At 70.6% G+C, this 21,732-nt stretch carries 21 protein-coding genes; 14 read left to right on the top strand and 7 right to left on the bottom strand.

The window, feature by feature from the left end:
• The first annotated feature begins 83 nt into the window (after positions 1-83).
• The gene (locus ACZ6MZ_RS12040) at positions 84-887 is read left to right on the top strand and encodes an arylamine N-acetyltransferase family protein (RefSeq protein ID WP_389788084.1); all 804 of its coding nucleotides are present in this window, start codon (positions 84-86) and stop codon (positions 885-887) included.
• A 164-nt stretch (positions 888-1,051) separates the two neighbouring features.
• Here the strand turns inward: ACZ6MZ_RS12040 and ACZ6MZ_RS12035 are convergent, their stop codons facing one another.
• Positions 1,052-1,486 carry a hypothetical protein gene (locus tag ACZ6MZ_RS12035; RefSeq protein ID WP_469351383.1) on the bottom strand — a complete coding sequence of 145 codons (435 nt, stop codon included), beginning with the start codon at positions 1,484-1,486 and terminating at the stop codon, positions 1,052-1,054.
• A gap of 294 nt (positions 1,487-1,780) precedes the next feature.
• Between ACZ6MZ_RS12035 and ACZ6MZ_RS12030 the strand changes: the two genes are divergently transcribed.
• From ACZ6MZ_RS12030 to ACZ6MZ_RS12015, 4 genes are all read left to right on the top strand, one after another.
• Positions 1,781-2,608: an SDR family oxidoreductase gene (locus ACZ6MZ_RS12030; protein ID WP_389788079.1), complete on the top strand. Its 828-nt coding sequence runs from the start codon at positions 1,781-1,783 to the stop codon at positions 2,606-2,608.
• Positions 2,609-2,841: 233 nt separating this feature from the next.
• Complete coding sequence (locus ACZ6MZ_RS12025) at positions 2,842-3,498, top strand: ArsR/SmtB family transcription factor (protein ID WP_384334633.1); 657 nt, start codon at positions 2,842-2,844, stop codon at positions 3,496-3,498.
• Between the two features lie 82 nt (positions 3,499-3,580).
• Positions 3,581-4,309, top strand: coding sequence for an SRPBCC family protein (locus ACZ6MZ_RS12020; RefSeq protein ID WP_469351380.1), 729 nt, complete (start codon positions 3,581-3,583; stop codon positions 4,307-4,309).
• Positions 4,310-4,442: 133 nt separating this feature from the next.
• The gene (locus tag ACZ6MZ_RS12015) at positions 4,443-5,117 is read left to right on the top strand and encodes an HAD family hydrolase (protein ID WP_384193796.1); all 675 of its coding nucleotides are present in this window, start codon (positions 4,443-4,445) and stop codon (positions 5,115-5,117) included.
• Positions 5,118-5,186: 69 nt separating this feature from the next.
• On the opposite strand, the gene ACZ6MZ_RS12010 is transcribed toward ACZ6MZ_RS12015, so the two are convergent.
• Positions 5,187-6,257 (bottom strand): PHP domain-containing protein, encoded by a 1,071-nt coding sequence (locus tag ACZ6MZ_RS12010; RefSeq protein ID WP_469351378.1) that lies wholly within the window; start codon positions 6,255-6,257, stop codon positions 5,187-5,189.
• A 136-nt stretch (positions 6,258-6,393) separates the two neighbouring features.
• On the opposite strand from ACZ6MZ_RS12010, the gene ACZ6MZ_RS12005 reads away from it, so the two are divergent.
• Complete coding sequence (locus ACZ6MZ_RS12005) at positions 6,394-6,918, top strand: DUF6328 family protein (RefSeq protein ID WP_469351376.1); 525 nt, start codon at positions 6,394-6,396, stop codon at positions 6,916-6,918.
• Between the two features lie 363 nt (positions 6,919-7,281).
• On the opposite strand, the gene ACZ6MZ_RS12000 is transcribed toward ACZ6MZ_RS12005, so the two are convergent.
• A complete protein-coding gene (locus ACZ6MZ_RS12000; RefSeq protein ID WP_384193802.1) occupies positions 7,282-7,911 on the bottom strand; it encodes an LAETG motif-containing sortase-dependent surface protein in 630 nt (209 codons plus the stop codon).
• 416 nt (positions 7,912-8,327) lie between these two features.
• Positions 8,328-9,563 carry an FUSC family protein gene (locus ACZ6MZ_RS11995; protein WP_389788071.1) on the bottom strand — a complete coding sequence of 412 codons (1,236 nt, stop codon included), beginning with the start codon at positions 9,561-9,563 and terminating at the stop codon, positions 8,328-8,330.
• Between the two features lie 226 nt (positions 9,564-9,789).
• On the opposite strand from ACZ6MZ_RS11995, the gene ACZ6MZ_RS11990 reads away from it, so the two are divergent.
• Positions 9,790-10,545, top strand: coding sequence for a uracil-DNA glycosylase (locus ACZ6MZ_RS11990; RefSeq protein ID WP_389788068.1), 756 nt, complete (start codon positions 9,790-9,792; stop codon positions 10,543-10,545).
• Between the two features lie 192 nt (positions 10,546-10,737).
• Here ACZ6MZ_RS11990 and ACZ6MZ_RS11985 read toward each other — a convergent pair whose 3' ends face one another.
• A complete protein-coding gene (locus tag ACZ6MZ_RS11985) occupies positions 10,738-11,703 on the bottom strand; it encodes an LLM class F420-dependent oxidoreductase (protein ID WP_389675905.1) in 966 nt (321 codons plus the stop codon).
• Positions 11,704-11,861: 158 nt separating this feature from the next.
• On the opposite strand from ACZ6MZ_RS11985, the gene fdh reads away from it, so the two are divergent.
• From fdh to nrfD, 3 genes are read left to right on the top strand one after another with little or no spacing between them, the layout of a single operon-like run.
• Entirely contained in the window at positions 11,862-15,134 is a 3,273-nt protein-coding gene (gene fdh / locus ACZ6MZ_RS11980) for a formate dehydrogenase (protein ID WP_469351372.1), read from the top strand.
• A complete protein-coding gene (locus tag ACZ6MZ_RS11975) occupies positions 15,131-16,075 on the top strand; it encodes a 4Fe-4S dicluster domain-containing protein (protein ID WP_469351370.1) in 945 nt (314 codons plus the stop codon). The genes fdh and ACZ6MZ_RS11975 overlap by 4 nt, the downstream gene beginning before the upstream one ends.
• Positions 16,076-16,131: 56 nt before the next feature.
• On the top strand, positions 16,132-17,043 hold the full coding sequence (gene nrfD, locus ACZ6MZ_RS11970) for an NrfD/PsrC family molybdoenzyme membrane anchor subunit (protein WP_469351785.1): 912 nt from the start codon (positions 16,132-16,134) through the stop codon (positions 17,041-17,043).
• Between the two features lie 9 nt (positions 17,044-17,052).
• Here the strand turns inward: nrfD and ACZ6MZ_RS11965 are convergent, their stop codons facing one another.
• A complete protein-coding gene (locus ACZ6MZ_RS11965) occupies positions 17,053-17,436 on the bottom strand; it encodes a DUF6479 family protein (protein ID WP_469351368.1) in 384 nt (127 codons plus the stop codon).
• 297 nt (positions 17,437-17,733) lie between these two features.
• On the opposite strand from ACZ6MZ_RS11965, the gene ACZ6MZ_RS11960 reads away from it, so the two are divergent.
• From ACZ6MZ_RS11960 to ppk2, 4 genes are all read left to right on the top strand, one after another.
• Complete coding sequence (locus ACZ6MZ_RS11960) at positions 17,734-18,609, top strand: cation diffusion facilitator family transporter (RefSeq protein ID WP_469351783.1); 876 nt, start codon at positions 17,734-17,736, stop codon at positions 18,607-18,609.
• 133 nt (positions 18,610-18,742) lie between these two features.
• A complete protein-coding gene (locus ACZ6MZ_RS11955) occupies positions 18,743-19,651 on the top strand; it encodes a SigB/SigF/SigG family RNA polymerase sigma factor (protein ID WP_389788058.1) in 909 nt (302 codons plus the stop codon).
• A 224-nt stretch (positions 19,652-19,875) separates the two neighbouring features.
• Positions 19,876-20,064, top strand: coding sequence for a hypothetical protein (locus ACZ6MZ_RS11950; protein WP_384193590.1), 189 nt, complete (start codon positions 19,876-19,878; stop codon positions 20,062-20,064).
• A gap of 11 nt (positions 20,065-20,075) precedes the next feature.
• Complete coding sequence (ppk2, locus tag ACZ6MZ_RS11945; RefSeq protein WP_384193592.1) at positions 20,076-21,032, top strand: polyphosphate kinase 2; 957 nt, start codon at positions 20,076-20,078, stop codon at positions 21,030-21,032.
• Between the two features lie 26 nt (positions 21,033-21,058).
• On the opposite strand, the gene ACZ6MZ_RS11940 is transcribed toward ppk2, so the two are convergent.
• Complete coding sequence (locus tag ACZ6MZ_RS11940; RefSeq protein ID WP_469351365.1) at positions 21,059-21,586, bottom strand: GNAT family N-acetyltransferase; 528 nt, start codon at positions 21,584-21,586, stop codon at positions 21,059-21,061.
• Positions 21,587-21,732: the final 146 nt, after the last annotated feature.

The following is a 21,732-nucleotide window of genomic DNA, read 5'->3' as shown; positions in this document are numbered from 1 at the left end:
GGGACCGGGACGGGGCCTCGGTCCGGGGACCTAGGACCAGCGACGTGTAGCTCGGCGGTGTGCGGGCGGGTGAGACTGGGCGCATGGATTCATCGCAGCTCACCGCCGCCTATCTGCGCCGGATCGGCGCCACCCGCCCCGCGCGCCCCGATGGCGCCGCCCTGCGGGAGCTGCAGCTCCGGCATTTGCGCTCCGTGCCGTTCGAGAACCTCTCCATTCATCTCGGCGAGGACATCGTGCTCGAAGAGGAGGCACTCGTACGCAAGGTTGTGGAGCGGCACCGGGGCGGCTTCTGCTACGAACTCAACGGGGCGTTCGCCGCGCTCCTGCGCGACCTCGGCTTCCGGGTCACGCTCCTCCAGGCCCGGGTCCTGGGCCCGGAGGGCCGGACCGGCATTCCGTACGACCACCTCGCGCTGCTCGTGGAGACTGTGGCGGACAACGCGCCCGGCGGCGCACGCCGTTGGCTCGCCGACGTCGGTTTCGGCGACCACAGCCACCGCCCCCTCGACCTTGACGAGCGCGGGGATCAGCAGGACCCGGGCGGCACATTCCGTATCGTCCCGGCGCCCGACGGCGATCTGGACGTTCTCAGGGACGGCGTGGCGCAGTACCGCCTCGAAGCGCGGCCGCGCGTCCTCGCCGACTTCGAGGCCGGAGCCTGGTACCACAGCACCTCACCGGCCTCGCACTTCACCACCTCGCTCGTCTGCTCCCTGCTCACCGACGACGGGCGCCTGACCCTCAGCGGCGACCGGCTCGTCATCACCGCGCACGGTGACCGCCAGGAGCGGCCGCTGTCCGGGGAGGACGAGATCCTGGCCGCCTACCGGGATCATTTCGGGCTGCGGCTCGACCGGGTGCCCGTGCTCCGACGGCCGGACTGAGTGGCTGGACGGTCCAAAGCCCGCCATCTCCTTTTCCTCGTGAGGGGCGATCAGAGGCGCGACCTCGTCGGCCCGGCCCGGCACCCCGTTCCGGGACACGCCCGACACACCCAAGCCGGGGATGGGCGGTGGAGATCAAGACGGGGGTTGACGGGCGGTCGTCGTCACCCGTTGCGAGGTGTCGAGGAGAAGTAACGGTTCGCGGCCGGCAGGAACATCAGCAGGACCGCACCGGCCGCCGGCAGATTCGGGCTGACGCCGCCGAACAGGTTGTACAGCGCCCCGGCCACCGATCCCGGCCGGAGTCCGTTCATGCTCGTGCTGTCGAGGAGGGACAACAGCAGAAGAACGCCGACACCGACCACGGCGATCCGCGCCCACCTGCGTCCCTCGCGCATCTTGAACGCCACCAACAGAAACAGCGCATTGGTGACCACCATGAAGCCGACAGCCATGGCGGCCTGCCTGCTCGCGCCGTTCGCCCCCATCACCTCACGCATCTCGTCGAGTCCCGTGGGTGCGATGACGAACGTTCCGAGCACCCACATCACCGTGTCCACGGCAATCGCCACGAGCAGGAGGACGAAGGCCGCCTCCACTTCCCTGGGGCGCCTCTTCCCCTTCGCCGCCACACTCATCGTCCGCCTCTGCTTTCCGTCAGATAGGGGCCTGTGCGCCCGGAGAGACGGCTGAGACGGCCCCGACGGTTCCTCCCGCGGGAGCGCGACGTGCCAGGGCGTAGATGCCGCCCGTCACGCCGGATCGCCGCGTGCAGCTCGACCTTCGACATCTGCGGCATGAACAGCACCTTTCACCAAGACCACCCCGATGCTGCACCAGCAAGAGCCTCCGTGCCTCCCAAACTCGGCACGGCCGGTCTAGGGTGTCGCGTCGTGACAGTCCTGATCGTTGGTGGTTCCGGGTTCTTGGGTGCCGAGCTGGTCCGGCAAGCGGCAGTGGCCGGGCACACGACGGCCGCGACCTACGCGACCAGGCCCGGGAGCGCTCAAGGGGTCGCGTGGCACGCCCTCGACCTTCGGGATCCCGGAAGTGTGGAAGCGGTCGTGGCCGAGGTCAACCCTCGTGTCGTCGTCAACGCATCGAGCGGCAAGGCGGACTGGGCGGTCACAGCCGAGGGTCCTGTCCGTCTGGCGATGGCTGCGGCGAAGTCCGGCAGCCGTCTGATCCATGTCTCCAGTGACGCCGTGTTCTCCGGCGCCCGCGTCCACTACGACGAATCCTGCCTGCCCGATCCCGTCACCCCGTACGGGGCGGCGAAGGCCGCGGCGGAGACAGGGGTTCTTCTCGTGCATCCGGACGCCGTGGTCGCCCGCACCTCGCTGATCATCGGCGACGGGCAGTCCGTACACGAACGTGCTGTGCACGCACTTGCCGCCGAGCCCCGTGCCGGCGTCCTGTTCACAGACGACATCCGTTGCCCGGTGCATGTGGCCGACTTGGCCGCGGCTCTCATGGAACTCGCGTCGGGAGATGCGAGCGGCATCCGCCATCTCGGTGGAAAAGAGGCCCTGAGCCGTCACGAACTCGGCATCCTCATAGCCAGGCGCGACGGACTCGACGACTCCCGACTGCCCACGGGTCTGCGGGCAGACAGCACGCTTCCCGGGGCGCTCGACGTACGCCTCGACAGCCGCGCGACCCAGCACATGCTGCGGACCACGCTGCGCGGCGGCCGCCAGTTCCTCACCCCGGCGGCTTGAACGCCCGGAGCCCGGCGGCCCGCTTTTGCAGATCAGGCACGGGGCGGCACAGCGTGAGGCTCACCGCTCCCGCCCGCAGGCGGACCGATCCGCGTGACGCCGATGGCATGGCCGTCGCTTCGTCGGGGCTCGTCGGCGCGGACAGCGCCGTGTCCTGGAGCTTCTGACCAGGCCGGACGACCGACAAGTAATTCCTCCTGGACAAAAAAAGTGTTCGGTGGGATGGTTGTCCCATGTTGGACGTGACCGTGATCGAGGACGCGGCGGCAGCCGCCGTCTCCCTGGACCCCATGAGGGCTCAGCTGCTCGCCGAGCTGGCCGTCGGGCCCGCGTCGGCGACGATGCTCGCCGGGCGGGTCGGGTTGCCCCGGCAGAAGGTGAACTACCACCTCAAGGCGCTGGAGCGGCACGGCCTGGTCGAGCTGGCGGGCGAGCGCAGGAAGGGCAATGTCACCGAGCGGCTGATGCGGGCCACGGCGGCTTCGTACGTCATCTCACCGCTCGCCCTGGCCGCGGTGCAGCCCGACCCCGACCGTTTCCGTGACCAGCTGTCCGCGCGGTGGCTCCTCGCGGTCGCCGCGCGGCTCGTACGGGACGTCGGCAGCCTGATCACCGGCGCGACGAAGGCCCGCAAGCGGCTTGCGACCTACGCGCTCGACGGCGAGGTGCGCTTCGGCTCCGCGGCCGACCGGGCGGCGTTCGTCGAGGAGCTGACCCGGGGTGTCGGCGCGCTGATCGCCAAGTATCACGACGAGCATGCCGAGGGTGGCCGTGACCACCGGATCGTCGTCGCGCTCCACCCCACCGTCAAGCCCGGCACCGTCGAGCCGGGCGGCACCGGGCCGGCCATTTCCGCCGCCGCCCCCACGCCGGTCGAGGAGTCCTCATGAGGAAGCTCGACGAGATGACGTCCGGTTCGGGCGTCCAGCATCCCGTCCACGCGCCCGAGCGCGCTTAAGGAGTCAGATCACCATGTCCAAGGAATTCGAGATCGTCCGCGAGTTCGAGGTCGACGCGAGCCCGGAGCAGGTCTGGGAAGCGATCACCACCGGTACCGGCGGCTGGCTGTGGCCCATGGAGTACGAACCCCGCACGGGCGGCGCGGCTCCGTTCGGCGGCACAGTCGCCGCGTGGGATCCGCCGAGGCGGCTGACCGGCCGTGTCGAGAGCCCCGAGGGTGCGCCCCGGCAGACCCTGAACCAGCTCGACCATGTCATCGAGCCGCGCGAAGGCGGCGGTTCCTGGGTCCGCTACGTGCACAGCGGCATCTTCGTCGACGACTGGGACAACCAGTACGACGGCGCGAGCAAGCACACCGACTTCTACCTGCACACCCTGCGGCAGTATCTCCAGCACTTCGCCGGCCGGTCGTCCGTGTTCGCCTCCGCCGACGGCCCCGCGGCCTCCCACGCGGCGGACGCGCTGGAGGTGGCGAGCCGCGGGCTCGGGCTGCCGGACGAGGCGGCGGAGGGTGCCACCGTACGGTTCGACGTGCCCGGTGGGGTGCCGGTGGACGCCGTGGTCGACTACCGCAACGCCTACTTCATCGGGCTGCGCACCGATACGGCGATGTACCGGCTGTTCGGCAGGAACCACTTCGGCGGGCCGGTCGGGATCAGCGTGCACGACTTCGCGCCCGGCGCCGACGCCAAGCTGACCGAGGGCGCCTGGCAGAACCGGCTCAACAGCCTGTTCTCGTAAAGTCCATGGCTGTTCCCCTGAGCGGAGTGGACCCCGGCCGGCCTCACCCGTACGGCTCCGCCCGGTCAGCTGTTCCGAGCCGGAGGCGGCATGATCAGGACATAGCCCCGACCGGAACGGGAACGGGATCCATATGGCGACGCGCGCGGCACTGTTCGACGTCGACGGGACTCTCGTCGACACCAATCACCTCCATGTGACCACCTGGTGGGAGGCGTTCCGGCAGGCTGGGCACACGGTGCCGATGCCCGCGATCCACCGGGCGGTCGGCCTTCCTTCCGGCGACCTCATCGCGCATCTGCTCGGTGACGACCGGGACCACGATCAGGACGCGGAGATCAGCGCCGCGCACACCACGCTGTACGGGACCTACTTCGACCGGCTGCCCGCGCTCGAAGCGGCGGGTGATCTCCTGCGGTCGCTCGCCGACACCGGCTGGCGGATCGTTCTCGCCACCTCGGCGGGAGGGGCCGAACTCGCCGCGCTGCGCCGCGCGATCGACGCCGACGAGGTCATCAGGGGGACGGCGAGCGGCGACGACGTGGACGCGGGCAAACCCGCTCCTGACCCGGTGCACCTGGCGCTGGAGCTGGCCGGGGTGCCGGCGGAGCGGGCGGTGTTCGTCGGCGACACCGTCTGGGACATGGAGGCGGCGTCGCGAGCCGGCGTCCGTGGTATCGGTCTGCTGTCGGGCGGAATTCCGCGCGCCGCCCTGGAGGCAGCCGGAGCGGGAGAGGTCTACGAGGACCCGACCGACCTGCTGGCGCACCTCGAGACCAGTCCGTTCGCGGAGCTCGAAGGGCGCTGAACCGGCGCGGCACGCCAGCCCGTTCCTTGTGCCCTACCCCCCGGCCCGTGTTCGCCCGGCGGCGGCCGCTCACCCCGGCGACGGGGCCTGCCGCGAGCGCGTCCACTCCTTCAGCTGCCCGGCCGTCCAGGTGTTGATGACACGGTCGGCCGGTACGCCACACTCCTCCGCCCGCGCGCAGCCGAGAAGCTGCCAGTCGAGCTGACCGGGCGCGTGGGCGTCCGTGTCGATGGCGAAGAACACCCCGGCCGCGACCGCCTCGCGCAGCAGCCGGCGGGGCGGGTCCAGCCGCTCGGGCCTGCTGTTGATCTCCACGGCCGTACCTGATTCGGCGCAGGCGGCGAACACGGCCTCCGCGTCGAACCGCGACTCCGGACGCCCGCTGTCCTGCCCGCCCCGGCCCGTTCCCCGGCCCGTTCCCCGGCGCGCCGTCACCAGGCGTCCGGTGCAGTGCCCGAGCACATCGCTCAGCGGATCGCGTACGGCGGCGATCATGCGCCTCGTCATCGGAGCGGCGTCCATGCGCAGCTTCGAGTGGACGGACACCACCACCAGGTCCAGCCGGTCGAGCAGCTCAGGCTCCTGGTCCAGCGATCCGTCCGGCAGGATGTCGCACTCGATACCGGTGAGCAGCCGGAAGGGCGCCCACCGGTCATTCAGTTCCGCGATCACGTCGAGCTGTTCGCGCAGCCGCTCGGCCGACAGCCCCCGGGCCACGGTGAGCCGGGGGGAGTGGTCCGTGAGCACGGCCCATTCGTGTCCGATCGCCGCGGCCGTCCGTCCCATCGCCTCGATGGGACTGCCGCCGTCCGACCAGTCCGAGTGCAGATGGCAGTCCCCGCGCAGCGCGGCGCGCAGCGCGTGCCCGCCGTCGGCGAGCGGCGTGCCGGCTTCCCGCTCCAGCCGCTCCAGGTAGCCGGGGACCGTGCCCCGCACCGCGGCCTCCACGACCTCTGAGGTCTTGGGGCCGATCCCCTGCACCCGGCTGAGGGTGCCGGCCGTGGCGCGGCGCGTGACCTCGTCGGCGGGCATGCCCGCCACGATCGCGGAGGCGTTACGGAACGCCCTGACCCGGTATGTCTCGGCCCGCGCGCGCTCCAGCAGAAAGGCGATCCTGTCGAGAGCCTCCACCGGATCCATGGGCGCCCCCAGCGTGTCGGTCGCTTTCCCGCTCATTGTCCGTGCGCCGGCCAGGACGTGCATCTCGCCCGGTCTGCCGCGTCGTCCCGGGGGTATTCGAGGTTCATCACGGAGCCGTTGACCAGGGAGGGGCGTCATGTCTTCGACGACGCAGCAGAGTGAGACGCAGCAGAGTGATGAGAGCGTGGACGGCCGCAAGGAGACGGAGAACGAGCGCGCGGACCGTCAGTGGTCGGAACTGATCCAGGAGGTGCGTGTCGCGCAGACCGGTGTGCAGATCATGTTCGGCTTTCTTCTCACCGTGGCCTTCACGCCCCGCTTCATCACGCTCGCGGAAACCGACAAGACGATCTACCTGATCACCGTCGTTCTGGGCGCGGCCGCCACCGGGGCGCTGATAGGCCCGGTCGCCTTCCACCGGGTCGTCTCCGGCCGCCGTATGAAGTCCCGGGCGGTGACCTGGGCGTCCAGACTCACCGTCACCGGCCTGTTCCTGCTGCTCGCCACCCTGGTCTCCGCGCTTCTGCTGATCATGCGGGTGGCCACGCACAACCACATCGTGCCGTGGATCGTCGCCGGGATAGTCGCGTGGTACGTGCTCTGCTGGTTCGTCCTGCCCCTGTGGGCGAGCCACCGGCACACGGCATCGGACCGGACATGATGAGGCCCCGCGGACGGGGGACGTCGCGGGGCCTCACACTGGTCGAAGAGTACGCAGGGATGTCTTTCCGTTGGGTAGGACCGCCCGTTCGTACGTTCCTCGGGCCTGCCTCGGCCGGATCTCGCCGATCACGGTCCGCCGGCGCGATGACGCGCACGACCCCTGTCGTATGGAGCCGGAACGACGCGCCCCGTGGGGCGAGCTGTCATTCGGTCCATGCCTCTCGGCCGGGTGATCGCCGGCCAGGCCGCCGAGTGTTGGCGGTGGAAGTTCTGGACGGCGTCCGACATGGCGACAAGGGCAGGGCGAGCCGGGTCACGGCCGGTCCGGTCGTGGCGGCAGGGTGGTGCGTGGAGCGGTCGTTCAGTTCTGTACGGAGCGACGCTTACGGGCGGCCCACATGATGCCCGCACCCGCCACCAGTACGACAGCGGCCGCACCGGCGATCATCGGCGTGGCGCTGGAGGAACCGGTCTCGGCGAGGTCGTCCCCGGCAGGGCTCGGCTTCGACGAGGGAACCACGGGCGCCGAGCTGGTGGGCTCGGTCGTGGGCGTGGGAGTCGCGGTGGTGGGCGTGTCCGACGGCGTGTCCGACGGCGTCGGGGTCGGGGTCTCCGAGGCCGGCGGGGTGGGCTCGTCGCAGACCGGAGCGGTCTTGGTCTCGTCCTTCGAGTACTGGTCGCCGTCGGCGGCCTTCACGACGAGCCGGACGGACAGCTCGCTCTTGTGCTCGGGAAGGTCGAGCTTCTTGTGGAATTCGTTCTTGAACTTCTCCGTGGGCAGCAGGTCCTTGCCGTCCACGGTGATGTTCACCGTGTTCTGGTCGCTGTTGCCGTAGGCGGTCAGGTCGACGCTCACCTCGGAGCAGCTCACCGTCCATACCGGGGTGTGCGCGACCGCCGGAACGGCCGACAGGCCGACACCGAGCGCACCTGCCGTCGCGACCGTTATGAGGGCGCCTCTGCGCCGCCACGATCCGCTGAATAGAGTCACAGAATCCTCCGCGATAACCGCGCCGCCGACGATGACGGCGCGCGCGCACAGTACCGCCATCGGCGCTGACCTCATCAACCGCCCCACCCAACTCACCCTCTGCGCGCACCTCATATCCCTGGTGAGAGGGCAGATAGCGGTCCGTGCACGGTGCGCGGAGGGCAGCAGCGGAGGCCGTGCCGGCAGCAGGTCCGGGGGCTGGAATCGAACGGTCATCGCTGATGACGCCCATGACCGCAGGGCTGTGAGCGGGCCGGCGCGCGCGTCCCTGCCCAAATACACGCCTGATCATTGCGCATTGGGCAAAAACTCCGTCAATAATTCGGCATCGGTTTCCCGTTGCTCGGAAAACGATCGATTCGCGCCGGTCCAGTGGCCGGTAAAAGCCCCGGCCCGTATTGTCCGCAGCCCGCGTTTTATGACGTACGGCGGCGGCGCGACAACGTCCGTCGTACCCATTGCCGGACCGCGGCCACCCGGGGGTGACGCTCCCGCTGTTCGCGCGACGCGCGGTCCAGTTCCTCCAGCAGCCGCTTGGAGCGATTCTCCATGTCCAGCTCGTCCAGGATCCGGTCGATCTCCGCCAGCAGCGCGCCGTGGAGCTGCCACTGACGGGGATGCCGCTGGACGCCCTCCAGCAGGAGCTGGGCCAGCCTCTCCCGGCTCGTGACCGCCGCGGCGAGGTCTTCGGCGAGCCGCGACTCCGCCGTCTCGGCGCTCTCGCTCACCTGCGTGGTGACCAGCACGGCGAAGCTCACCACCGCGTCGGCGACATGGGCGAGCAGGTCTTCCAGCTCGCCTCCCACATCCGGCGGGAACAGCGGCTCCTCCGTGCGCTCCTTGGCGAGGTCGGTGAGCGTCCTGGCCAGTACGCGCAGGACCACCGTGCAGATCTCCAGCGTGTCGAGACCGGTGCGCAGCACCACGCGGTGGAGCAGCCCTTCCTTGACGCGGGGGTTGAGCCGGAGACTGTCCTCCGCCTGGCGCAGGGCGGCGTCCACCTCGCTGATGTCGTGGTCGAGCCGGCGTGCCTCATGGAGGCGTGCCGCGGCGCGTTCGACCGGAGTGGGTCCGGTCAGCCCTTCTCCGATACGCAGCAGCAGCTGCCGCATCCGGCGGGAGAGGCCGTCGATGGACTCGCCCGCGGTGTTCACCCACACCGGGGGCACGAAGAGGAAGTTGAACAGAAGTCCCACCACGGCGCCGATCAGCGTCTCCAGGACCCGGTCCCAGGCCTCGGACGTCACCCGGCTCACTCCGAGGATGAGCATGGCGCTGATCGCGACCTCGGGCACGAACTCGCTCACCCGGACGATCCGCCCGACGACGAGCGACGCCAGGATGATCAGGCCCAGGCTCCACCAGGACAGCCCGACCAGCGCGCTGAAGCCGATGGCGACCAGCACCCCGGCCACGACGGAGTTCACCCTGCGGACTCCGGTGGTGATGGTGGAGTAGAGGGTGACCTGCACGACGAGCAGCGCGGTGAGGGGAGCGGTGAGCGGCGCCGGCTCGTTGCTCAGCTGGAGGGCGACCACATAGGCGATGGTCGCCGCGGCCGCGGATCGCAGCGTCTGCACGACGGCCGGATCCCGGCGCCGCTTCACGAACTCGGCGGCGGACGCGCTCACTCTCTTCTGGACATCACGCACGACCAGTCTCTTCCCGCGCTTGAGCCGGCCGGACCGGAACAGTGCACCGATGGTCCTATCCGTCCCGGCGCGGCCGGACGTACGGCTCCGTCGCTGCTTCACTCCGTGCGGGGTGTTCCCGGTGCCTGACAGGATGGCCTCCCTCGTGTGTCCGCCGGTCGAATCCCGTCGACTACCCCGCGTCCCGGCCGCCATCCCGGGTCACCGCGATCATGTGAGAGGTGTCATGTCCGAGCAGTTCCCGGAACGCGAGGCGCCACGCGCCCGCGACCTCGCCGCTCTGGACGAGCGCCTGACGCACTGCCGGGCCTGCCCCCGCCTGGTGGCCTGGCGCGAACAGATCGGCAGGGAGGGCAGGAAGGCGTACGCGGACTGGGACTACTGGGCGCGTCCGGTGCCCGGCTTCGGCCCCGCGGACGCCGCGATGCTGGTGGTCGGCCTCGCACCGGCGGCGCACGGCGGCAACCGCACCGGGCGCATGTTCACCGGCGACCGGTCGGGCGATGTGCTGTTCACCGCGCTCCACGCCATCGGCCTGGCCAGCCTGCCGCTCCCGACGGGCCCGGACGACGGCATGCGGCTGCGGGGCGTACGGCTGACCGCGCCGGTGCACTGCGCCCCGCCCGCCAACAAGCCGACGCCCTGGGAGCGCGACACCTGCCGGACCTGGCTCGTGCGGGAGCTCACCCTGCTGCGCCCCACCGTACGGTCGCTCGTGGTGCTGGGCGCCTTCGGCTGGCAGGCCGTGTTCCCGGCGCTGGCCGCGGCCGGCTGGTCGGTGCCACGGCCCCGCCCGGTCTTCGGACACGGCGCCCGCGTCACCCTGACAGCCACCGACGGCGGCCAGGACCTCCAGGTGTTCGGCTGCTACCACGTCAGCCAGCGCAACACCTTCACCGGACTGCTCACCCCCGCCATGCTGCGCGAGGTGCTCGCCGCGGCGGCCCGGGCGGCGGGACTCCGGGCATCCGGCCGGCTCTGACCGCCCCTAGACGAGTTATTCCGAAGTCCCGTCTGCCCGGCGGCGCCCAGCACGCACGCTCGCGGCGTTGCCGAAATGCCCTAGTAGCTCCGCTACGAGGGCACCTCGGCGCCTTGTGATCGCACGCACCGGACACCGCCGGGCCCGCCCTCCGGGCGGACGACGCTACTTCGGAATAACTCGTCTAGGCCCTCAGAGCCGCCGCAGCGCAGGCAGCAGCGTCTTCTCCGACCAGTCGAGGAACGGCAGCTGGTGGTCGCCCCCGATCTGGACCAGGGCGACTTCCGTGAACCCCGCCTCGGCGTACGGCCGCACCGCCTCGACGAACGCGTCCACGTCGTCACCGCACGGGATCGTCTCCGCGACATCCTCCGGCCGTACGAACTGGGTCGCCCCGGCGAACGCGGCGGTGCCCGGCAGCTCGGAGTTCACCGGCCAGGGGCCGACAGACCAGCGGAACTGCTCGTGCGCCCGTGCCACGGCCGCGTCCCGGTCCGTGTCGTAACACACCGGCAGCTGGCCGATCTTCGGCTTTCCCGTCCCGCCGTGCCGGTCGAAGTCGGCCAGCAGCTCACCCTTGGGTTCGGTGGCGATGACCAGATCGGCCGTCCGTCCTGCGAGCTCGCAGGACCGCTCCCCGGAGACCGCGACCCCGATCGGCGGCAGCCGGTCGGGGAGATCCCAGAGCTTGGCGCTCTCCACATCGAAGTGGGCGCCATGGTGGTTCACATAGCCGCCCGCGAACAGCGCGCGGATGATCTCGACGGCCTCTTCGAGCATCTCCAGCCTGATGTGCGCGGCGGGCCAGCCCGCACCCACCACATGCTCGTTGAGGTTCTCGCCGGAGCCGAGCCCGAGCCGGAATCGCCCCTCCGACAGCAGCTGCATCGTCGCGGCCTTCTGCGCGACGACCGCCGGGTGATAGCGCGTCGTCGGGCAGGTCACGTAGGTCATGAGGGGGATACGGGAGGTGGCCTGGGCCGCCGCGCCCAGCACGCTCCACGCGTAGGGGGCGTGGCCCTGGGAGTCCAGCCACGGGAAGTAGTGGTCCGAGGTCACCGAGAAGTCGAACCCGGCCCGCTCGGCGCCCACCACATGCTCGACCAGCGCCCGCGGCCCCGCCTGCTCCGTCATCATCGTGTATCCGATTTGCACCATGATCAGCGCTTAGCCGATCTCTGACGTCGTGAAACCTGCCGGGTCGCACACCACGGCGCGCCGGGTGAGTCTGGTGGGGCAACGCCTCCCCAGGAGCCAGGAAGCCGGTAGCCACAGAGCCCGGCCCGCCGGGGACCGCAGACGCGCTGGAGGAAGCGATGGGTGTCCGCAGACTGATCGGTGACTGGCCCGCCTACCGGCAGCTCACCGGCTCCGACCGACTCGGGCGCGGCCGCGCCGCCATGTCGCCCCGCACCGAGAACCTCAGGCCCCGTACGGACTCCGCCGACCGGGTCGTGGGGTCCATCTGCCCGTACTGCGCGGTCGGCTGCGGCCAGCAGGTGTACGTCAAGGGCGACCGGGTCGTACAGATCGAGGGAGACCCCGATTCCCCGATCAGCCGGGGCCGGCTCTGCCCCAAGGGCTCGGCGACGCTCCAGCTCACCACCGGCCCGGCCCGCCGCCACCAGGTGCTCTACCGGCGCCCCCACGCCGCCGAGTGGGAGCCGCTCGATCTGGAGACGGCCATGGACATGGTCGCCGACCGGGTCGTGGAGACCCGGCGGCGCACCTGGGAGTGGGAGTACGAAGGGCTGCGCACCGCCCGCACGCTGGGGATCGCCAGCCTCGGCGGAGCCACCCTCGACAACGAGGAGAACTACCTCATCAAGAAGCTGCTGACCGGCCTCGGCGTGGTCCAGGTCGAGAACCAGGCCCGGGTCTGCCACAGCTCCACCGTCGCCGGCCTCGGTACCTCGTTCGGACGCGGCGGGGCGACCACCTTCATGCAGGACCTCCAGCACTCGGACTGCATCGTCATCCAGGGCTCCAACTTCGCCGAAGCGCACCCCGTCGGATTCCAGTGGGTCATGGAGGCGAAGGCGCGCGGGGCGAGCGTCATCCACGTCGACCCGCGCTTCACCCGTACGAGCGCCCTCGCCGACCAGTACGTACCGATCCGCGCGGGCAGCGACATCGCCTTCCTCGGCGCGATCATCCATCACGTACTTACCGAGGAGAAGGACTTCCGGGAGTACGTGCTCGCCTACACCAACGCGGCCACCCTCGTCAGCGAGGACTTCCGCGACACCGAGGATCTCGACGGCGTCTTCTCGGGACTGGACGAGCAACGGCACCACTACGACCCGACGAGCTGGCAGTACGAGGGGTCCGAAGTGCAGTCCCCCGCCGGTGAGGTGGACGAACAGTACGAGGAGCACGAGAGGAGGCTCGACGCGGAGACCCGCATCGGGGAGGCCGGCGGCTCCGAGACCCACGGCTCCGGCGGCGCCAGGACCGGCCCGCGGCCCCCGCGGGACGAGACCCTCCAGCATCCGCGCTGCGTCTACCAGATCCTCAAGCGGCACTACGCCCGCTACACCCCCGAACTGGTCGAGGAGACCTGCGGAGTGCCGCGCGAGGCCTTCCTGAAGGTGTGCGAGGCCCTGACCGCCAACTCGGGCCGCGACCGCACCAGCGCCTTCGTCTACGCGGTGGGCTGGACCCAGCACTCGGTGGGCGCGCAGTACATCCGCGCGGCGAGCGTGCTGCAGCTGCTGCTCGGCAACATCGGGCGTCCCGGCGGCGGCATCCAGGCCCTGCGCGGACACGCCTCGATCCAGGGGTCGAGCGACATCCCCACCCTCTTCAACCTGCTGCCCGGCTATCTGCCGATGCCCCACGCGCACGCCCACGAGAACCTGGACGCGCTCATCGGCTCCAGCCGTACGGAGAAGGGCTTCTGGGGCAATATGCGGGCGTACTTCGTCAGCCTGCTCAAGGCGTACTACGGAGACGCCGCCACCGCCGACAACGACTTCTGCTTCGGCCATCTGCCCCGCCTGACCGGCTCGCACTCCACGTACGAGACGGTCATGGCCCAGCTCGACGGCGTCTGCAAGGGCTACTTCCTGATGGGGGAGAACCCCGCCGTCGGCTCCGCCAACACCCGCCTCCAGCGGCTCGGCATGGCCAATCTGGAGTGGCTGGTCGTACGGGACTTCTCCCTGATCGAGTCCGCGACCTGGTGGCAGGACGGGCCCGAGATCGAGACGGGCGAGCTGCGTACCGAGGACATCGGCACCGAGGTCTTCTTCTTTCCGGCCGCGGCCCACACCGAGAAATCCGGTTCCTTCACCAACACCAACCGCTGGCTCCAGTGGCACCACGCCGCCGTCGAACCCGAGGGCGATGCCCGGAGCGATCTGTGGTTCATGTACCACCTCGGGCGGCGCGTCAAGGAGAAGCTGGCCGCCTCCACCGACCCGATGGACCGGCCGGTACAGGACCTGGCCTGGGACTATCCGGTGGACGGCCCGCTGGATGAGCCGATCGCCGCGGCCGTGCTCGCCGAGATCAACGGGCACGCGGCGGACGGTTCGCCGCTGAGCGCGTACACCGAACTGAAGGACGACGGATCCACCCGGTGCGGCTGCTGGATCTACTGCGGGGTGTACGCGGACGGTGTCAACCAGGCCGCCCGCCGCACGCCGCGGACCGAACAGGACTGGGTGGCCGCCGAATGGGCCTGGGCCTGGCCCGCCAACCGCCGGATCCTCTACAACCGCGCGTCCGCCGCCCCCGACGGCGCCCCGTGGAGCGAACGCAAGGCGTACGTCTGGTGGGACCGGGAGAGCGGGAGGTGGACCGGGTACGACATCCCCGACTTCATCCCCGACCGGGCGCCGGACTACGTACCCCCGGACGACGCGACAGGGCCCGACGCACTGCGCGGCGACGACCCCTTCATCATGCAGGCGGACGGCAAGGGCTGGCTGTACGCGCCCGCCGGCCTGGAGGACGGCCCGCTGCCCACGCACTACGAGCCGCAGGACTCGCCCTTCACCAACGCGCTCCACCCGTCCGTGTCCCGTTCGCCCGTACGGCAGCTGATCCGGCGCGAGGGCAACCGCTACCACCCCAGCGGCGACGATCCCGGCGCGGACGTCTATCCGTACGTGGTCACCACCCACCGGCTCACCGAGCACTTCACCGCGGGCGGGATGAGCCGCTGGTCGCCCTATCTCGCCGAACTCCAGCCGGAGTTCTTCTGCGAGATCTCCCCGATGCTCGCCGCCGAACGCTCTCTGAAGCACGGCGGCTGGGCCACGATCGTGACGGCACGCAACGCCGTCGAGGCCCGGGTGATGGTGACCGAACGGATCAGGCCACTGACCGTGCACGGCCGTACGGTCCACCAGATCGGGCTGCCGTTCCACTGGGGGCCCAACGGGGTGACCACCGGCGACGCGGCCAACGAACTGGTCGCCATGGCGCTCGACCCCAACGCGCACATCCAGGAGGACAAGGCCCTCACGGCGGACATCATCGCCGGCCGCCGCCCCCGCGGGCCCGGGCTGCCGGAACTCGTCGCCGCGTACCGCCGCCGGGCGGGCATCACCGCGGACACAGGAACGGAGACCCGGAAGTGACGTACGGACTGCTCAGCGGCCCCGAGCCGGATCCGGCCCGCGACGCCGGCCACGAGAACCCGCCGCCGCGCGTGGGCTTCTTCACCGACACGTCCGTCTGTATCGGCTGCAAGGCCTGCGAAGTGGCCTGCAAGGAGTGGAACGCGATCCCCGAGGACGGGATGAGGCTGACCGGGATGTCGTACGACAACACGGAGGCGCTCGGGGCCTCCAGCTGGCGGCATGTGGCCTTCATCGAGCAGTCGGTGGCGTCGGCGGTTCCGGTGCCCGAGGGGCGGACGGAACTGCCCCTCGCGGGCGAGGTGACCGCGCCGCGCGTCGGCGGCGGGACCGGCGCCGCGCCGGGCAGTGGCGACCTGCGCTGGCTCATGTCGTCGGACGTCTGCAAACACTGCACGCACGCCGCCTGCCTGGACGTCTGTCCGACCGGCTCACTCTTCCGTACGGAGTTCGGCACGGTCGTCGTCCAGGAGGACATCTGCAACGGCTGCGGTTACTGCGTGCCCGCCTGCCCCTACGGTGTCATCGAGCAACGCCCCTCGGACGGCAGGGCCTTCAAATGCACGATGTGCTACGACCGGCTCGGCGTCGGCCAGGAGCCCGCCTGCGCCAAGGCCTGCCCCACCGAATCCATCCAGTTCGGCCCGCTCGACGAACTGCGCGAACGGGCCGCGCTCAGGGTCGGCCGGCTCCACGAGGCGGGCGTCACCGAGGCCCGGCTGTACGGGCACGAGCCGGACGACGGCGTCGGCGGCGACGGGGCGTTCTTCCTCCTCCTCGACCGACCGGAGGTCTACGGACTGCCCCCGGACCCGGTGGTCACCACCCGCGACCTGCCGGCGATGTGGCGGCACGCGGCCACGGCCGCGCTCTGTCTGGCGGGCGGCTTCGCGCTGTCCTTCACGCTCCCCGCACTCACCGGAAAGAAGGGACGGCGATGACTGCCTCCGACCTGAACCGGGGTGCTCGTCGGCTCAAGCGGCGCGGCGAGGAACTGATGGTGCCCCGCGCCGAGTTCGACTCGTACTACGGACGGCCCGTCATCAAGGCACCATCCTGGTCGGCCCGTGACATCGCCGGCTACTTCTTCCTCGGCGGACTCGCGGGAGCGGGCTCCGTGCTGGCCGCGGGCGCGCACCTGAGCGGCCGTACGGCCACGGCGACCGCGATGAAGATCTCCTCGCTCGCCGCGGTCACGCTCTCCGCCGCCGCGCTCGTGAACGACCTGGGGCGGCCCAGCCGGTTCGTGAACATGCTGCGGGTCTTCAAACCGACCTCGCCGATGAGCGTCGGCTCCTGGCTGCTCTCCGCCTACGGACCCTGCGCCGGGGCGGCCGCGTTCTGCGCGGTCACCGGCAGGCTGCCCCGGGCCGGAGCCGCCGCCACGGGCGCGGCGGCCGTGTTCGGGCCCGCCGTCGCCGCGTACACGGCGGTCCTCGCCGCGGACACCGCCGTCCCCGCCTGGCACGGCGCCCACCGCGAACTCCCTTACGTCTTCTGCGCGTCGGCGGCCGCGGCTGCCTCCGGGATGGCCCTGGTGCTCGCACCGCCGCGGGAGAGCGCGCCGGCCCGGTGCGCCGCCGTGCTGGCCGCGGTGGGGGAGGTGTCGGCCATGACGGCCGCCGAGCGACGGCTCGGCATGGTCGCCGAGACCTACCGCGAGGGCCGCGCGGGGAATCTGCTGCGCGCCGCCCGCGTGCTCACCGTGGCCGGCGCGGCGGGGGCGGCTCTGTCCGCCGGCAGCCGGCGGACGACGGTGGGCAGCGGCGCCCTGCTGCTCGCCGGCTCGGCCTGCACCCGCTTCGGTATCTTCGCGGCGGGCATCGCCTCCGCCGAGGACCCCGCCTATACGGTGCTCCCCCAGCGGGCGAGGAAGGAACGCGCCGCGCACGGGCCGGACGCGGACTGACGCCGGCCGTCAGGCGCGTGGCGAGCCCTCAGGGGTGTCGGGGGTCTCGCCGGGGCCGCTGCCGCGACGGTTCTCGGTGCCATCGGAGGGTCGCAGGACCTCGTTGCCGTGTCCGCCGAGCTGGTGCGGTGTGAGCCGCTGACCGTCGTCCGGGAACTCGTCCGAGGGCGGCACGCTGCCCTCGGCACGGGTGGGCCTGGCCGGCCGGTGCGGCTGCTCGGACGGGCGCGGGGGAGCGGTTTGACGGGCGCGCAGCCGGGCGCCCCACCAGAAGGCGCCGATGAGAACGATCACCACGACCAGCCCCACCACGAACGCGGCAACTCCGATCCCGGCGCCGCCCGCGGCGAGGTCCACGACAGTGCTTCCGTGATGCGTATTCGGTGGGTTCATGGTCGTCCGCGTACCCCAGGACCCGGCCCGCAGTCGTTCACCCGGACGCCGGCCGGGCGGCCGGGAACGCGCGTTTGGCGCGGTAGGTGCCGGGCACACGGGTTTGGTACTTCGGACAGCCGGATCCGGCGGACCGGTGTCCGCGTCCGTGCGCCGTGCCCGGCTCGTTCTTACGCAAGGTGAAACGCAGTGGACCGTATAAAGCCCGACGGCGAAGAGCCCGACGCCAAGACGTCCGACGACAAGAAGCCCAGCGCCAAGAAGTCCGACGACAAGAAGTCCGACGCCAAGACCCGGGTGACCGTCCTGGTCGCGCTGGCGGCGAATCTCGTGATCGCCGCGGCCAAAGCCGTCGGCGGTCTGCTCACGGGCTCCCCGGCGCTCCTCTCCGAAGCCGCGCACTCGGTCGCCGACAGCGTGAACGAGGTGTTCCTGCTCGCCTCCCTGCACCGCAGCCGCCGCCCCGCCGACGAGCGGCATCCCTTCGGTTACGGCAAGGAGCGCTACTTCTGGGCCCTGCTCGCGGCCGTCGGAATCTTTGTCATGGGAGGCTGCTTCTCCTTCTTCCAGGGCTTCGAGGCGCTGGGCTCGGACGAGCAGGAGCCTCCCAGCGGGTACGCGATCGGACTGACCGTTCTCGGTGTCGCGCTGCTCGCCGAGGGCAGCTCGCTGGTCCGCGCCCTGCTCCAGGTGCGCGGTGAGAAGGAGGGGGTCCGCGATCCCGCCCTCCGTACCGTCATCGCGGAGGACTCGACCGCCGTGTTCGGCGTGCTCCTCGCCATGGCCGGCATGGCGCTCCACCTGATCACCGGAAACATCGTCTGGGAGGCCGGCGCGTCCTTCGCGATCGGGCTCCTCCTTGTCTACATCGCCTACCGTCTCGGCGCCGAGGCCCGTGGCCAGCTGGTCGGCGAGGCGATCGACCCCGAACTGCGCGGCCGTCTCCGCGCGCTGCTGGACGCCCAGCCCGAGATCGACAATGTGGCCACGCTGCTGACGATGAAGCTCGGCCTCGACTCGACGCTGGTGGCGGCCCGTATCGATCTGGTGCCCGGACTCGACAGCGAGACCGTCGAGTTGGTCTGCGTACGGATCAAGAAGTCCGTGACAGGCATCTGGCCGGAGGCCGACCATGTCTTTCTCGACATCACGGAAGCACCCGCCGACGACTGATCATGGCGCCCAGAACCGGGCCGGCCGCCGGTCCCGACGGAATTCTCAAAAGTCGTCCGAACCCGGGTGCATACATCCGCGCGGCGGGGGCAGGCGAGCCGCCAGCAGACCCGACCCAGAAGGTGATGACGTGATGATCTCTACGCGGCCCGCCGGAACGTCCGTACAGCCGACGACCGGAGAAGACCCGGCGCGGTTGGTCCAGGGCGACACGTTCGTGGGTGAGCTGCCGTGGATCGAGGACGCGGGGAAGGTCGCCCCGAAGGACGCGCGTGCGCTGTCGAAGGTGTTCTTCGACCAGCTCCAGGTCCTGGAAGAGGGCACGCACGAGTACCAGTACGCGCGCAACACGCTCATCGAGATGAACCAGTCGCTGGTCCGCTTCGCGGCGAGCCGCTTCCGCAACCGCGGCGCCGACGAGATGGAGGACATCCTCCAGGTCGGCACGATCGGCCTGATCAAGGCGATCGACCGGTTCGATCTGTCCCGTGAGGTCGAGTTCACCTCCTTCGCGGTCCCCTACATCGTGGGCGAGATCAAGCGCTTCTTCCGTGACACCACTTGGGCCGTCCATGTTCCGCGCCGTCTCCAGGAGCTGCGCGTCGAGCTGGCCAAGGCCAAGGAACAGCTCGCCCTCCTGCTCGACCGCGAGCCCACCGTGGCGGAGCTCGCCGGGCACCTGGAGCTGAGCGAGGAGGAGATCATCGAAGGGCTCGTCGCCGCCAACGGCTACAGCGCCGGTTCCCTCGACGCGCCCAGCGACAGCAGCGACGAGGGCCAGGCCGGCAAGAGCGGCCGCACCTACGCCGATACGCTCGGCGGCTGCGACCCCGCCATGGAACTGGTCGAGGACTTCCGGACCCTCGCCCCGCTCCTGGGCCAACTCGACGACCGCGAGCGCAGCATCATCGAAATGCGCTTCGGCCAGGAGCTGACCCAGTCCGAGATCGGCGAGCGGCTCGGCGTCTCCCAGATGCATGTCTCCCGGCTGCTCTCGCGTACGCTGACCCGGCTCCGTACCGGCATGCTCACCGATCGGTGAGCCGGCCGCGGCCGGCCCCGCCCACCCCGTCGGACCGCTGAAAAGAGGCCCGCTGAAGGGGCGGCCGGGACCGGCCGCGCCGCGCTCCGGCTACCCGTGGTTGTGCATGACGGGGAATGATGAGGTAGACACCTTTCCAGCGGGTCGATCGGCATTCAGGCCGCGCGGCCGCTCGACTCTCCGAACGGTTGTGCATGCCTTCCTCACCGTCCCGCCAGGATCCGATGCAGGGACCGAACGCCGGCGCCGCGCCGAACGCGCGTCCGCAGCACCGTGACATCTTCCTGGAGCCGCGCTACACCGTCGAACTGCCGCCCCTGCAGGACGGCGAGGGCGACGACGACGTCTCCATGGACAGCGTTTTCGACCGGGCCCCGACGCGCCGCCGCACGCCCACGCCGCGCCGAGGGTAGGAGCGTTCACCATGGCCGGTGAGGAGACGGACCGCCCTCTGCTGGAGGGGCTCACGGTGGACGACCGGCGCCCCGAGCAGCCGGTTCTGCTCGACCAGGAGGGGCGGCCCATCCGGACATGGCGCGAGAACTACCCGTACGACCGCAAGGTCCGGCGGCGGGAGTACGAACGGCGCAAGCGGGTTCTGCAGATCGAACTCCTCAAGCTCCAGCGCTGGGTCAAGCACACCGGGCAGCGGCTGGTCGTGGTGTGCGAAGGGCGTGACGCGGCGGGCAAGGGCGGCACGATCCAGCGGTTCACCGAGCGGCTCAATCCGCGTGGTGCCCGGGTGGTCGCCCTGGAGAAGCCGACGGAACGAGAAGCCGGTCAGTGGTACTTCCAGCGGTACGTCGCCCACCTCCCGTCCGCCGGGGAGATCGTCTTCTTCGACCGCTCCTGGTACAACCGGGCCGGTGTGGAGCGGGTGATGGGGTTCTGCACGCCGGACCAGTACCAGCACTTTCTCCACCAGGCCCCGCTGTTCGAGCAGATGCTCACCGAGGACGGCCTCCTGCTGGTGAAGTTCTGGTTCTCCGTCTCCCGCGCCGAGCAGCGCACCCGGTTCGCGATCCGGCAGATCGATCCGGTGCGGCAGTGGAAGCTCTCACCGACCGATCTGGCCTCGCTGGATCTGTGGGACGCGTACACCGCCGCCAAGATCGATATGTTCCGGGCCACGGACACCTCGGCCGCGCCCTGGACCGTCGTCAAGACCAATGACAAGAGGCGGGGCCGGCTGGAGGCGATGCGCAGCCTGCTGTGGCGCTTCGACTACGACAACAAGGACGACATGGTCATCGGCGAGCCCGATCCGCTGATCGTGGGTCCGGCGGACACCCTCCTGGAACCGGGGGAGGAGAGCGCGGACCTCTCTCCCACGCCGCTCGCGGACCGGCGTGAGGGCCCGGGTGATCACCCGCCCGGCTGACGCGCCGGAACTCGCCAGAACGCCCCCTAGAAGCCGGGGGCCGTCGTGTCGTCCGTGTCGTCGTCGGGCCATACGATCCGGAAGTACTTCAGCTGCTCGTCCTGCGCGACGAGCAGCATGCCGGCCGCGCTCATGACGTGCTGGGACGCGATGTTGTCGTGATCGGCGTCGCCCTCGACACAGGTGATGCCGCTCGCCCGCGAGAACCGCAGCAGCTCTCGGAGCGCTTCGCTGGCGTATCCCTTGCCGTGCGCCGACGGGATCAGGCCGTAGCCGATCGTCACCTTGAGATTCTCGTCCGGGGCGCCGTGGAAGCCGAGACCGCCGATGGCCCGGCCGTCCTCGCGGCGACGGATCTCGTACGCGCCGAAAGGCTGGGGGTCACCGGTGATGGAACAGGTCGTCAGAAAGCGCCTGGCCCCCACCATGTCACCGTCGGCGGGATATCCGGGAGCCCACCGCTCCTCGCCGTCCGGCTCGCCCGACGCCACCCGTTCGGCTTCTATGACACTCATCGGATGCAGCACGAGCCGCTCTGTCACAAGATCGTCCATGACAGGGACAGCTATCACGAGTGGGGGCCGTGCCACAGCGGATTTACCCGACTGTGCATCGAGCGTTCGCCGGGGAGCCAGCAGGGGCGCGTCAAGACACCGCCCATCCCGGGCCCGGCGGGCCCGGCGGGTGGACCATGGAGGTG

It is taken from the genome of Streptomyces sp. NPDC042201 (assembly GCF_055582185.1).
This window is presented reverse-complemented; position numbering and strand designations above follow the sequence as displayed.